This is a genomic window from Streptomyces sp. NPDC001231, from assembly GCF_042896885.1.
GTDB lineage: Bacteria > Actinomycetota > Actinomycetes > Streptomycetales > Streptomycetaceae > Streptomyces.
This window is the reverse complement of sequence record NZ_JBIAXS010000018.1, coordinates 137,650-150,225: the sequence shown is the minus strand read 5'-3', so window position 1 is coordinate 150,225 and position 12,576 is coordinate 137,650. Positions and strand designations below refer to the sequence as shown.

The following is a 12,576-nucleotide window of genomic DNA, read 5'->3' as shown; positions in this document are numbered from 1 at the left end:
GGCCGCCCCTACTGACGACGCTGCCCGCACCCTCCCCGGCCGGGCCGCGTCCCCTTCCTACCCACGCCGCACTACGATCAGAGGCCCTCCAAACGCACGCCGCCCTCCGTGCGCCACACGTGCAGCCCGTTCTGCTGGTTGCCGGCGATGACCGTGGCTGCCCGGGACGGTGTGCCCAAGACCCGCAGACCTTCGACCCTCAGGTTTCCGTTGCCCAGGACCTCGGCCCGGTACTCCCGTTGGAGGTTGCGGCGGTTCCACACCAACCGCTGACCGGCCTTCAGGCGGCCGTCCTCGAGGAAGTCGGCGAGTCCGTGCTGCGGAAACCCCGCCTCGCCCTGGTCGTCGGTCTCCTGGTCGGCAGGCGTGCTGCTCGAGGCCGGAAGGTCGAGCTTGAGGAGCCTACGTAGAACCGAGTTGGGTGTGTCCACGAGCGGCTCGGCGAGCGCCTGGAGCGCCGCGAACACCTCGTCGTCGACCCGGATCGTACGGGTCACGCCGCACCCCCTGTCAGCACCTGCGACATTGTGACAGTCGACAGCGTAAAGGCAAGTGCGGTGCGCGGCATTGAGGTTGACGGATTCAAGCCGGAGTGAGATCGAGCCCCGCCCAGACGGTTTTGACCACGGGATCGTCGGCCGCCCAGCCCCAGTCGACCGCTAGGGCCTCCACGAGCAGCAGGCCCCGTCCGCCCTCCGCCTCGGGAGGTGGGGCACTCACGGTGCCGGGACGCGGCGGGAGCCGGTCGGGGCGGGTGTCGGACACGGCGATGCGGAGCCGGCCGGATGCGGGCACGAGCCCCAGGGTGAGGCGGAAGTCCCGGCCCGAGGTGCGGCCATGGGCGATCGCGTTGGCGGCGAGTTCCGCTGCGAAGGCACCCGCGTCCTCGATGACGGGTGCGGTGTGGGGAACGCCCCAGCCGAGGAGCTGGCTCACGACAAGGCGGCGGGCGAAGCGTGCGCCGCGTGTGGTGGGCCTGAGGAGCACGGTGAACGGGCGGACGGGGGTGGGGGTTTCTGCATTCACAGGCGTGTCGACGGTCACGGAATTCGGCTCTGGCGCTGATCTTGTGACGCTGTCGGTGTCAGTGGCGTCTGTGATCGTGACTCGCGTGTTCTTCGCGGAGTTTCGAGGTGTTGTTCCCTCATCTGGCCGATGTCGTGGTGGAGTTGGTTGAGCAGGCTGCGGCCGGGGTGGTCACGATGCATGCGCGGGCGCGCTCGGCGGGTGCGGACTGTCCGCATTGCGGTAGTGCGTCGGACCGGGTGCACGGCCGATACCTGCGACGGCTCGCGGATGCCGCGGTCGGTGGCGCCGGCGTGGTGATCGAGCTGCTGGTGCGTCGGTTCAAGTGTCCGAACCACGCGTGCCGGGCGGTGACGTTCGCCGAGCAGATCGCGGGGCTGACGAGCCCGCATGCCCGCTACACGCCGCTGGTTCGCGAGCAGCTGACCTCGATCGCTCTCGCGCTGGCCGGCCGCGCGGGAGCCCGCCTGGCCGGGGTGCTGGGCCTGCGCGTTGCCAAGGACACCCTGTTACGTCTGATCCGCGCTATGCCGGAAGCACCCATCGGAAAGATCCGCGTGCTCGGGGTCGACGATTTCGCCCTACGGAAGGGCGACTCGTACGCCACCATCCTGGTGGACCTGGAGACACGGCGACCGGTAGACGTGCTACCCGGCCGGCATGCCGAACCGCTGGCCGCATGGCTGAAGGGCCATCCGGAAGTAGAGATCATTTGCCGGGACCGGGCCGGAGCTTATGCCGAAGGCGCCCGCACCGGCGCCCCTCAAGCCGTCCAAGTCGCCGACGCGTGGCATCTATGGCACAACCTCGGCGAGGCCGTCGAAAAGACTGTCTCCGCCCACCACGCCTGCGTCCGGACCGCGTTCGAGAACACCGTACCGGCCGCCCCGCCGACCAGCGACGACATGTGGCTGACGCCACCGGCACCGGCACCGGCTGCCGCGATGCTCGACGTCTGCGGACGAGAACGCCGACTGGTGACCCGGACCAGGGAACGCTACACCGCCGTGCGACAGCTCCTCGACGACGGCAGCACGCTGGAGGAGATCTGCCGGACACTGCAGCTGGACCGGTCCACCGTGCGTCGCTTCGGCCGCGCTACCAGCATCGAAGAACTGCTGGTCAAAGCGACGAACCGCTCCACCATCCTGGACGAGTACAAGCCCTACCTCCACCAGCGGTGGAACGAGGGCTGCCACAACAGTGCCCAGCTCCACCAGGAGATCGCCGACTTGGGCTTCGCCGGAAGCATCCAGACCGTCCGCCGCTACCTCCGCCCGTTCAAGGCCACCACCGCCGCGCCACCTGCGCGTCGCCCGGCTCCACGGCCCCGCCGCATCGTCCGCTGGATCATGACCGACCCCGGAAACCTGACAGCCGATGATGCCACCGATCTCAAGGAGATCCGGACCAGATGCCCCGAACTCGACGCCGTCACCCACCACGTCCGTGACTTCGCCACCATGATGCGCGACCTGCGGGGCGACCAGCTGCCCGCTTGGATGGAGCGCGCCCTCGCCGACGACCTGCCCGCCCTGCACTCCCTGATCAACGGACTGAGCCGCGACATCGACGCCGTCACTGCTGGGCTCTCCACGCCCTGGAGCTCCGGCCAGGTCGAAGGGCAGGTCACAAGAACGAAACTACTCAAGAGGCAAGGATTTGGACGAGCCAATCTCGACCTCCTCCGCAAGCGCGTACTCCTCACGCCCTGACCCGCTTGCGTCACAAGATCAGCGCCAGAGCCCGGAATTCCCCACCCTGAACGTCACGTAATGGGCCACCGGGAGGACGGCGTCGTGACCGCCGTGGACATGGGGACGGTGACCGTGCGTCGGCATCCCCAGGGGCCCAGGGGTTCCCGGGCCGCCCGATAGCCAGACCGTCGTTCAGGCTGGTCAGGGGTGTCCAGGGTGGCCGCAAGGCCAGCGCGGAGCGCCGCCGAAGGCGCCCTTGACTGACCGGACCAGCCGCACACTCAGCAGTCGGGCGGCCCGTCACGGCCTCAGCCCAGATGGGGAATTACGTGAAGCTGATCACGAAGATCGTGGGGAATTACATGACCGCTGACAGGGCGACCGTCTCGTCACTATGCATAACTGAACAGGGCGTACCGGGCCCGCTGTACGGGTCGCGTACGGGCTTGTACGGGTCCGTCACGTGTCCTAGGACGGGCGGGCCGGGTTAGTAGGGGCAACTCGCGGATGTGGGGACGGTGGCGTCAATGGCAGCCCGCCAGCAGAAGAAGCCATGCAGCAACAACGACAAGCCAGCGATCTGGGCCGGTTACGGCAAACTGGTCAGGCTCTTCCGGGAGACAAGGCAGGGCTCACGCAGCAGGCACTGGCCGATGCTATGCAGTACTCGTACGAGCAGGTCGCGTCCATCGAACAGGGCCGCCGCCTGCTCGGCGGCCAGCCTCCGCAGCCGGCGCAGCTCTTCGCGCTCGGCCGTCGTCAGCTCTCCCGGCGCCCCCTGCCCACGGTCGATCGTGTCCTGCTTGACCCAGTTCCGCAGTCCCTCCGCGCTGACCCCGATCTCCCGGGCCACCTCGGTGACGGTCTTCCCAGAGGAGCGCACGAGCGCGACCGCGTCCCGTTTGAACTCCTCCGTGTACCGCCTGCTGCGGTTGCTCTTACTTCCCACCTGGCACTACTTCCTCTGGAACCTCACGTCCCAGTCTCCAGGTGTCCACGATCAAGGGGAAGGTTCAGAGCGCATCGCAGGAGAGCTTTGACCACCGCATACTCAGGCACCGCTACACAACTGTGCTGGCGGAAGAGCAGCTACAGCGGGTCCGACGGCGGAGACTGCGTCGAGGTCACTACTGCCTCCGCGACCGTGCACGTCCGGGACTCGAAGAACCGCGCCTTGCCCTCGATCAGCGTGGGTGCGGAACAGTGGGCCGCGTTCCTCGGATCGCGGCTGATCGATAGGAGGGGGTAGGGGCAAACGTCACCCCTTCCCGCTGCGCTCCTGCGCCCAGGTGATGTGACGGATCAGCGCGTCGGCGTAGTACTGGGCCGGCCTGCTGTCCGGTGCCCCGTTCACACGACCTGATTGGCTGCCGCCCACTCTCACCTTGCGCTCCCACTCCTCCGCCTGCGCGACGATTCGGCGCAGACCTCGTCCCTTCGCCCCCTCGACCTCAGGAAGGACCTGCTTCGCGTGAATCAGGAGCGCGCGGACGTGGGCGACCGTGGCCGTGCCGGTGGCCTTGCGAACTTTCGCGGCCACCGCTGGGAAGGGCAGCCGGGGAGGTACCTCGCGCGGCGATGATCCGTAGCGCGCGAAGGCGCGGATCCTCTCCTGAGCGCACCAACGCCTGAGCGCCTCGCCGTGCTCGGCCCGGCCGAGACCGAGTTCCTCCAGGACCTCGGGGAGATACGGCAATGGTCCGCCGCCTGGCTGCCGGACAAGGACCGACAGGTACGGGTGTCCTCTGCCCGGCATCAGGTCGGCCTTCACCAGCAGCTCGATGCGGTCGGCGGTGGCGAGTCGGTCAAGGTCGAGCCCGGCCGCACGAGCCAGTCTCTGCCAGGTGGTCGTGGCGCTACGGCCCGCGTCCAGTAAAAGCGCTTCGCGGACCCGGGTCGCCGCATCTCGAAGCTCGGCCGCCACGACAAGCGGCGCTGCGGTGACTGGTTCCGGGTCCGGCACAGTGGGTTGCGGCGCCGGTACAACAGGCGCCTCGGACGGTTTGGGCACCTCCACCACCACCGCAGTTGCAGGCGACCACAGCCCTGTTCGCTGGGCCTCGTGCGCGTCGAGACGTATGAACTTGTCGCCTTGGAGCGCCCATTGGGCATCCGTGGTCGTGTCCGGCTCCGTGACGAGCAGGCGTACCGGACCGGTGAAGCGGAAGACGTTGCCGGGTGCGGGAGGCGGTACGTCGTCGGGCAGTGAGAGCAAGGCCTTGACGGTGCGGCTCTCGGACGGCTTCACGTCGGCGAGGATGCAGTAACGGCCGTCTTGGGAGAGGTGGTCCGGGGCGTCGGTTACCGGCTCCTGCGACGACACGGCGAACGTCGGCCCGCCGACGACGAGGAAGCCCGCCGGCTTGGGCTTGGGGCGGCTGAGCCGGACGGTCTCGACCGCAGGAGTCAGCAGACCGCCGGGAGTAAGGGTGCACTCCTCCAGCGGGGTCCAGTCGATGCGGCGGTCCGTGCCTTCCACTCCGATGTGGACTCGCCGCTGGGCGCCGTCGGTCTCGCAGCGCACCCGCAGGCAGTAGCCGTGACGGCCCAGCATCTCGCGGGTGAGGGGGCCATCGTGGTGGAAGACCCAGTCGACGGTGTCGACGTCCTCACCGAGTTCGTCGTCGGCCTTCTGCCAGGCCGGGAAGTCGAGTCCACGGGAGAGGTGGAAGCGGATGCGCTGGCGGGTGCCGGGGACGTGGATGTCCAGGGCGTCGCCGGGACCGCCGCCGAGGTTGCGGAGCTGGGCGCGGCCTGGCAGCTGTTGCTTGTCGAGCCAATGGGTGACGCCCTGCTTGATGAAGAGGTGGTCGGCGCTGTCCTCGCCGTTGTGGGTACGGAGGCAGACAAGGCGGGAGCCATCGGGGTCGGGGTGGTGGGCGAAGTGACAGACACGGCCGTCACGGCAGAGGCGGTCGGAGAGTTGGCGCCCGCAGCCGCCGAGCTGGATGCCGCACCAGTAGCGGTACCGGGGGTGCCGGCGACGGTGGACGGCGAGGTCGTCGGGGTCCATGGGGAGGATGATCGGCTGCTCGGAGTTCTTGTGGCCGATCACGGCGGTCTGAACGAGCCGCGTGTCCTGCGAGAACGAGACCATGGGCGGTGGCTCCCGATCCAACTACGGGTGGGTTTTGTTGTGATGGCACCGCTTATCGAGCGGTGCCATCACAAGTGTGCGTCAGGATGACTCAGAACAGAGCGTTGTCCGGCGGGAAGAGCCCGTCGTCATCGAACCCCTTGCCAGTCAGTTGCTCGGCCTTCTTCCGCCGCGCCTCGGCGGAGGGAGGTGGCATGTCCGGGTGCTTCTTCGGCTTCTTGTGCAGCCTGAGGTAAACCTCGTCAGCGTACGCCTGGTGGTTCAACTCACGTGGGGCCAGACATACTTGACGGCGACCCTCCGGTCCAGCCATGTGTCGTAGCCGCTCCAGAGCTCTCCCATCCCGCCTTCGCCAAGCTTCTTCGCCAGCTCGTACCGCTCTGCGCTTCCCACCGGTACTCCGCGCCCTTCTCCACTGTCATCCGCCTGCGGAGATCCTGCCATCCAACGGGTAGGGACCGGACGGGATCAGGAAAGGCTTGCGGGCGCCCTCCGGCCGGTCCGGGCCGCCCGCGGCTCCCTCACGGTCCGGGCCGGGCAGATGGGGCAGCAGCAGCCGGTAGCCCTCCGCCGCGTCCACGGGGCGTTCACCGCGGTCCTTGGCGAGAAGCCGGCCGACCAGTACCTGGAGCGAGGAGGGAGCGGCGACACCGCAGTCGGCCAGCGTGGGCGGCGGCTCGTGCAGATGCCTGCCCGCGAGGAGGACCGGCGGTTCCGGTGGGAACGGCGGGGCGCCGGTGAGCATGTGGTGTAGCAGGCAGCCGAGCGCGTACAGATCGCTGCGTCCGTCCAGGTCACTTTCGCCGCGGAGGAGTTCGGGAGAGGCACAGAGCAGGTTTCCGACGCCTTCGCCGGTGGCGGTGAGACGGGCGAGGACATCGCCCATGAGTTTCACCAGGCCGAAGTCGAGGATCTTCACCTGCCCGTCCTTGCGGACCATGATGTTGTCCGGTTTCAGGTCCCGGTGCACCAGTCCGGCGCGGTGGGCGACCGCCTGTCCGCCGCACAACTGCGCGGCGACCGCCACGGCCTCCTGCGTGCCGAACGGCTCCCCCCTTCGGCGAGCAGGTCGGCGTGTGTGGCCCCGTCCACCACCTGCATGACCATCCACAGAGTGCCGTCCTCGTCGACTCCCAGATCGTGCACGGTCGTGATGGCCGGATGGTCGAGCCGGGCTGCAGCTCGTGCCTCCCACTCGAACCGTGCCCTGCGCTCGGCGCGGCTCGAGGCACTGCGCTCGGGCAGCGCGCACGCGATGGCGCTGCACCTCTGGGTGCTCCACAGGCCCGCGGGGGACGGCAGGACGCCATCTGACCATCTGCTGCTGTCGACACGGCTCGGGAGGAGGCGTACGGCAGTGGCAGGACGGGCATCGCCTGGGACGCTCTGCGGACCTCGGTGCTCACGGCGATCCGTTCCCACGAGGCGGAATCCTTGGGCGAGTTGCCCGCCGGCAGCACCTCCGTGCCGGCCATGACACTGCTCGACGACCAGGTGGATCTGACCCCAGCACGCCACGTCCCGGCCCCGGCCGCCGAGGCCGGTCTACGACTGCGACGCTCCTGGGGCAGATTCGGAGGCCTGCTCCAACAGGTACAGGACCTGAGCGGGACGCTCTCCGCGTCGGAACTCACGGTCGGTGAGCCATCCGGCATGCCGTTCGCCTCGGTGGAGGAGCTGGAACGCGCCGGTGCTCTGTCCCTGCGCGCCGGGCGAAGCCCCGAAGCACTGCCGCTGCGGCGGGACGCGGTAGCGGACGGGGGCGTACGCCTGTTAACGGTGGCCGATGTGACGTCGCGGCACTCGTCCGGTGCGTGGTTGCCGGCGGACGCGGCGACAGCGGCCGAGGCCGCGCGGACCCTGACCGTCACACGCCCCGGAGAGATCGTGGTCGTCGGTGCGACACGTGCCTTCGCCGCCTGGGTCGACACGGACGCCCCCACCGCGCTGGGCCCGCAGCTCTACGCCGTCCGCACCGACCCGACTCTCCTCGATCCGTGGTTTCTCGCCAGCTGCCTGAACTCTCCCGCCAACGCCCGCCAGGCCAGCAGTCACGCCTCCACCGTCTCCCGCATCGACGTGCGCCGTCTCCAGGTTCCGCGTCTGCCGCTCGACGAGCAAAAGCGTTACGGCGAGGCGTTACGGCTGCTCAACGCGTTCGACACCGCCCTGGGGGAAGCGGAAGCCGTCGGCCGGGGGCTGGTCCATGCCATCGGTGACGCTCTGAGCGCGGCCTCACTAGCTCCGGGCAGCTGACCCGGGCCGTCTTCCTGGCGCCGTAAGCCCTTCGCCTCACAACGGGTCCAGCTTCGCCAAGATCGTGTTCACTTCGGCGCCGTGACCTAGCTCGTGGAGTTCTACGGCGACTTCACGGCAGCGTTCGAGTACGGCATCCGACGGATCGACCAGTCCGGCCACCTCTTCGACCACCGCGGCCCAACGCGCAAACGCCTCCTCGGCGGCACCGAACGGAATCCTGCACTCGGCGGCTCCGAGCCGGGCCCGGAGCATGATGCCGCGCAGGAACGGAGCCGAACTGCGCTCCAGAACCCTTGCGAGACCGACAAGGAGTTGGGCGGCGTTGCGGTAGTCGCCGGCGACACGGGCAGCGTCGGCGCACAGGAGCTGCACGTCGGCGACCAGTTCCGTACGGGGCCCGAACTGGCTGCGCGCGGCGTCGAGCGTGCCCGCGACTAGAGCTCGCAGCAAGTGCGCGATGAGAGCAATGCGGCCGACCATAGCCCCGAGGCAAGCGTCATCCGAGCGTCAAGAAGCTCCGAACGAGACCCTTAAAGCGTCAGCCATGGGAGCGTCTCCCCCATGAATTCGCAGGTCAGGAAGCCTGCAAAGGTCGGTCCGTCTGCTTAACCCGCTGTACGGACGAAAACAGGTCGAGCGGCCCACCCGAGCCGCAAAGCGCAGGTCAGACAGCCTTCCGAGCAGGCTCCAAAATCGCCACGCACTCCACGTGCGACGTCATCGGAAACATGTCTCATGAAGCAGGGTTGGAAGAAATCGCAGGTCAGGCGGCATCTCTTGGCCCTTCTGGCCATCTCCTGGGACCCCGGAGCGTCAAACGAGCGTCACGGGTCACGTCCGCCGGAGTGGTGTATCGACGGCCGCTCGGCGATCTCGCCCACCTCGGGCCGACCGCCACGGAGGTGGTGGTCGAGGTGGGCGGGTTGGGGGGCTCGGTGAGGTGCTGGGTGCCGCCCGGGGAGGTGCAGGCGTGCACCCCGGAGGTGAGCAGAACACACGCCTTGGCCGTTGAGGGGCTTGGCGCTGCGACCATCGCGCTGAACGTGTCGGTGTCGTAGTGGACCTTGTTCTGGTATGTCCGACCCCCCTCGCCGACGACCCGGGCGATGTCGCCGGGATGTCCCCAGCTGATACGGGACCAGGCAGCCTTGCAGGCATCGCTGTAGCGCAGCTCCACGTAGACCCCGGCGACCTTGTACAGGGCAGCAGTCCACGCGTCGCCGCCACAGCCGGTTTGTCCGGGGTTTTTTCCGGCACAGCTGTCCGCGAAGCAGTTCACGTCGAGTTGCCTGGTCGGTGCGTCCTTGCCCACGGTGCCGTCCCGGTCGGCGTGCGCGCCCGAATGCCGGCCGAAAGCACCGTACAGCGAGACGGACAGGCCAACGACGGCGGCCAGGGCGACCACCGTCCGGATCAGCTGCCGCCGGCCGAACCGACGGCTCACGGACGGCGGCTCCTCGGCCTGCGCGGCGGGAGCGCGCTCCGTTACGAGAGCGGATTCTTCGAACGGCCGGTCGTGGCCGTCGTCGGCATCGCGGGCCCCGTCCGTGTCACTGGTTCTGTGGTCGTGCCAAGCGGTGTTCGCCAGTTCCCACAGCGCCACGAGCCGGGCGGGATCGGCGTCGGCCAGCTTTCCGAGGGAGGTCACCGCGTGGTGCGGTGGCAGTGCCTTGCCGTTGAGATAGCGTTCCCAGGAGGACTTGCTGTACGGAGTGCGGCCGCCGAGGACGGCCAGACTCAACCCGGCGCGGTCCTTCAAGTTCCGCATTTCGGCGACCAGATGCCGGACGTCCGAGGCGAGGCCGCCGGGTAACGGCTTCCAGTCAGTCACGTACGCCCTCCGGGCCCAGTGCTCTCTGGGATCATCGCTTTCTTCCCTACCGTATCTACGCGGGCGATCGCGGAACCGCTGGTTTCGCCAAACTGGACCCGCGAAAAGCGCAGTTGACATCACGACGGTGAGACGGTGCCATGGGCGAAGGGACGACAGCGCGCGCCGCGCTGTGCGTACTGATTCTGGCGGTGGTGTGTGCGGGGTCCGGAGCCCCGCGGAACCACCAGTCCCGCGACCGGCGTAACGGCGTGCTCGTCGCCGACGGGCTGGGAGCCGCACAGCAGTTGGCGGTCGGCCGCAGTCGGCGCAGCGACCTGATCGGCCTGTGGCAGAGCGTGCTGTGGACCGACGGATACTCGGCACGCTCCGAGGTCACCTGCACGTACGACGAGGCGACGGCCGAGGCTACCCGCGTCTGGCAGAGCAACCACCACCTGTCCGCGGACGGGATCGTCGGGCCGGCCACCTGGGGCGCCGCAGCGGAGCGTATAGTCCCCGTCGGCCAGTGGATGGTCTACCAGGGCGAACGCTACGGCCTCCCGTTGCGCCAGGCCCCGGACGGCGTCTACGAGGTCTATGACGCCGGGCGGTTCCATCCGCTGCGCACGAACGCCGTCACCCTCACGCGCTGCCGCTGACGGCGTCGATCCAGCTGTCGTATTGTGCGACGCCGAGTTGTCGGCCACGGACGACGACCGTGGCACGTGCCGCGTCCGGCCCGCTCGCCACCATCGCCGTGTACGCCCCGCCGCCGGTGGCCGTCTGCTGGTCGCCGCCCGTCGTGGCGATCCGCAACCCGGCCGTCGCCGCCGCGGTGTCGACCTCCGCCCAGCTCGCCCGGCAGGCGGGACTGTACTGAAGCGTCAGGACACGGCCGTACGCGCGCAGCCGGTGGACGACGACACGGTCGCGGTCGCACCTTTCGCGGTAGGGGTCCAGGCCCCGGCAGCCGGCCGCCCGGCACCCGGCGGCCGCCCCGTCCGCCGCGCTGTGCAAGGGCCACGGCCAGGCCGGCGCTCCGGATGGAGCGCCGGCCGGCAGGCGGTCGTCCTCCGTCCCGCTGGTCCAGCTGTCCCATGGCCGGGCGAGCAGCACGGCGGCCAGCAGCGAGCAGGCAGCGACAGCGGCCAGTACGCCCGCGTACGGCACTCGAAAGCCGCGCGAGGACAACCGTTCCTCAGCCGGTAAGGGGCCTGTGGGCACGGTGTCCGGGGGATCCGGGTCCCGTACGTCACCTGCCGGACGCAGCGGTGCGGGTGACGGATCATTGTCGTCGGCCGGGCGCTCCCCCGTCCATGCGTGGGCCGCCGATTCCCACAGCACACGCAGGAACTCGGCATCGACCTGCGCCAGCCGTCCCAGCTCGGCGACCGCCGTCCAAGGGGGCATCATGCTGCTCTTCCGCGGGAGACTCACCAGTTCTAACTGATGCTCCCTGTTGGGGAGTTACACGAGGACTCACCGCACAGACCCTGCCTCGAACTTGGGTGAGCGCACGACCGTGCTGCGGTCCCCTGCGGGACGCTCACGCCGAACGGGCCCGGCCTCCTGCTGCATTTTCCGTGCTCTCCGCCGCCGCGACAGCATGCCTTAGCGTGTGCGGCATGAGGATGCTGATCATTGGTGGCAGCGGGTTCTTAGGGACGGAGCTGCTGCGCCAAGCGCAAGTACGGGGCTGGGAGGCGGATGCTACGTTCCACTCCCGCCCCAGTGCCGCGCAGGCCGGCGCCTGGCACCAGCTTGACGTCCGTGATCCCGCACAGGTGGAAGCGCTCCTGGCTACGGTGGCACCTCGCGCGGTGATCAACGTGACAAGCGGCGGTGCGGACTGGGCGATCACTGCGGACGGCTCCATCCACATCGCCATGGCCACCGCGAAGCTCGGAATCCGCCTGGTACACGTCTCCTCTGATGCCGTGTTCTCGGGCATCGGCAAGGCCCGTTACGACGAGACCTGCACCCCAGACCCGATCACCCCGTACGGGGCCGCGAAGGCCGCCGCTGAGACCGCTGTGCGACTGCTGTGCCCGGACGGCATTGTCGTCCGCACCTCCCTGATCATCGGCGACGGAGGATCCCACCACGAACGGGTGGTGCACGAGCTGGCTGCCAACGAGCGAGAGGGAGCCCTGTTCACGGACGACATTCGCTGCCCCGTCCACGTCGCCGATCTTGCGGCCGGTTTGTGGAAGCTCGCGGCCTCGAACGAGGCAGGCGTCTTCCACCTCGCCGGCACCGACGCCCTCAGCCGCTACTCGCTGGGCGTGCTCATCGCCCGCCGCGACGGCATCGCACCTTCCTTGCTGCCCGCGGGCCGTCGGGCGGACACCCGGCTACCGGGGGCACTGGACGTACGCCTCGACAGCCGCGCCGCGCAATACCGGCTGGGCATCAGGCTCCGCGGCGCCAGGGAGTTCCTCCATACGAGGTAACACCCGCTGGCCGACCCCAGCCAGTCCGGCGTCACCTGCCTTCACCCCCGTCCGGCGCAGACAGGACCTCCGTCATGCCGCTCTTCGTCATCCGGAACAATTTCAGGCCGGACACCTTCCCTCCTCGATTCGAAGATCGAGAACGTCGGAGAGGGGCGGGATTGTTTCCGTGACGGCGTCAAGAGGAGTGCGGGTCAGGTGACGGGTTGAGGCGGGCCGTCGGGGCCCGCC

13 protein-coding genes are annotated in these 12,576 nt (G+C 68.9%); 5 read left to right on the top strand and 8 right to left on the bottom strand.

The window, feature by feature from the left end:
- Positions 1–77: 77 nt before the first annotated feature.
- Together ACFY3J_RS22635 and ACFY3J_RS22630 are read right to left on the bottom strand one after the other, a co-directional pair.
- Positions 78–497 (bottom strand): hypothetical protein, encoded by a 420-nt coding sequence (locus tag ACFY3J_RS22635; protein ID WP_390841613.1) that lies wholly within the window; start codon positions 495–497, stop codon positions 78–80.
- 85 nt (positions 498–582) lie between these two features.
- Positions 583–1,026, bottom strand: coding sequence for an ATP-binding protein (locus tag ACFY3J_RS22630; RefSeq protein WP_390841612.1), 444 nt, complete (start codon positions 1,024–1,026; stop codon positions 583–585).
- 107 nt (positions 1,027–1,133) lie between these two features.
- Between ACFY3J_RS22630 and ACFY3J_RS22625 the strand changes: the two genes are divergently transcribed.
- Positions 1,134–2,741 (top strand): ISL3 family transposase, encoded by a 1,608-nt coding sequence (locus ACFY3J_RS22625; RefSeq protein WP_390841611.1) that lies wholly within the window; start codon positions 1,134–1,136, stop codon positions 2,739–2,741.
- Between the two features lie 571 nt (positions 2,742–3,312).
- Here ACFY3J_RS22625 and ACFY3J_RS22620 read toward each other — a convergent pair.
- Positions 3,313–3,672, bottom strand: coding sequence for a transposase (locus ACFY3J_RS22620; protein ID WP_390841610.1), 360 nt, complete (start codon positions 3,670–3,672; stop codon positions 3,313–3,315).
- Positions 3,673–3,759: 87 nt separating this feature from the next.
- On the opposite strand from ACFY3J_RS22620, the gene ACFY3J_RS22615 reads away from it, so the two are divergent.
- On the top strand, positions 3,760–3,972 hold the full coding sequence (locus ACFY3J_RS22615; RefSeq protein WP_390841609.1) for a DUF397 domain-containing protein: 213 nt from the start codon (positions 3,760–3,762) through the stop codon (positions 3,970–3,972).
- A gap of 9 nt (positions 3,973–3,981) precedes the next feature.
- Here the strand turns inward: ACFY3J_RS22615 and ACFY3J_RS22610 are convergent, their stop codons facing one another.
- Together ACFY3J_RS22610 and ACFY3J_RS22605 are read right to left on the bottom strand one after the other, a co-directional pair.
- Positions 3,982–5,820, bottom strand: a complete 1,839-nt coding sequence (locus tag ACFY3J_RS22610) for a hypothetical protein (protein WP_390841608.1) — start codon at positions 5,818–5,820, stop codon at positions 3,982–3,984.
- Positions 5,821–6,238: 418 nt separating this feature from the next.
- Entirely contained in the window at positions 6,239–6,847 is a 609-nt protein-coding gene (locus ACFY3J_RS22605) for a serine/threonine-protein kinase (RefSeq protein ID WP_390841607.1), read from the bottom strand.
- Positions 6,848–7,293: 446 nt separating this feature from the next.
- Here ACFY3J_RS22605 and ACFY3J_RS22600 point away from each other — a divergent pair, with 446 nt between their 5' ends.
- Positions 7,294–8,076: a hypothetical protein gene (locus tag ACFY3J_RS22600; protein WP_390841606.1), complete on the top strand. Its 783-nt coding sequence runs from the start codon at positions 7,294–7,296 to the stop codon at positions 8,074–8,076.
- 36 nt (positions 8,077–8,112) lie between these two features.
- On the opposite strand, the gene ACFY3J_RS22595 is transcribed toward ACFY3J_RS22600, so the two are convergent.
- Positions 8,113–8,559: a hypothetical protein gene (locus ACFY3J_RS22595; protein ID WP_390841605.1), complete on the bottom strand. Its 447-nt coding sequence runs from the start codon at positions 8,557–8,559 to the stop codon at positions 8,113–8,115.
- A gap of 283 nt (positions 8,560–8,842) precedes the next feature.
- Complete coding sequence (locus tag ACFY3J_RS22590) at positions 8,843–9,910, bottom strand: DUF2690 domain-containing protein (protein ID WP_390841604.1); 1,068 nt, start codon at positions 9,908–9,910, stop codon at positions 8,843–8,845.
- A 140-nt stretch (positions 9,911–10,050) separates the two neighbouring features.
- Here ACFY3J_RS22590 and ACFY3J_RS22585 point away from each other — a divergent pair, with 140 nt between their 5' ends.
- Positions 10,051–10,551, top strand: a complete 501-nt coding sequence (locus ACFY3J_RS22585) for a peptidoglycan-binding protein (protein WP_390841603.1) — start codon at positions 10,051–10,053, stop codon at positions 10,549–10,551.
- Here ACFY3J_RS22585 and ACFY3J_RS22580 read toward each other — a convergent pair.
- Entirely contained in the window at positions 10,535–11,305 is a 771-nt protein-coding gene (locus tag ACFY3J_RS22580; protein ID WP_390841602.1) for a DUF2690 domain-containing protein, read from the bottom strand. The two genes, ACFY3J_RS22585 and ACFY3J_RS22580, sit on opposite strands and share 17 nt — an antisense overlap.
- Positions 11,306–11,517: 212 nt before the next feature.
- Here ACFY3J_RS22580 and ACFY3J_RS22575 point away from each other — a divergent pair, with 212 nt between their 5' ends.
- Positions 11,518–12,345, top strand: a complete 828-nt coding sequence (locus ACFY3J_RS22575; RefSeq protein WP_382119098.1) for an SDR family oxidoreductase — start codon at positions 11,518–11,520, stop codon at positions 12,343–12,345.
- Positions 12,346–12,576: the final 231 nt, after the last annotated feature.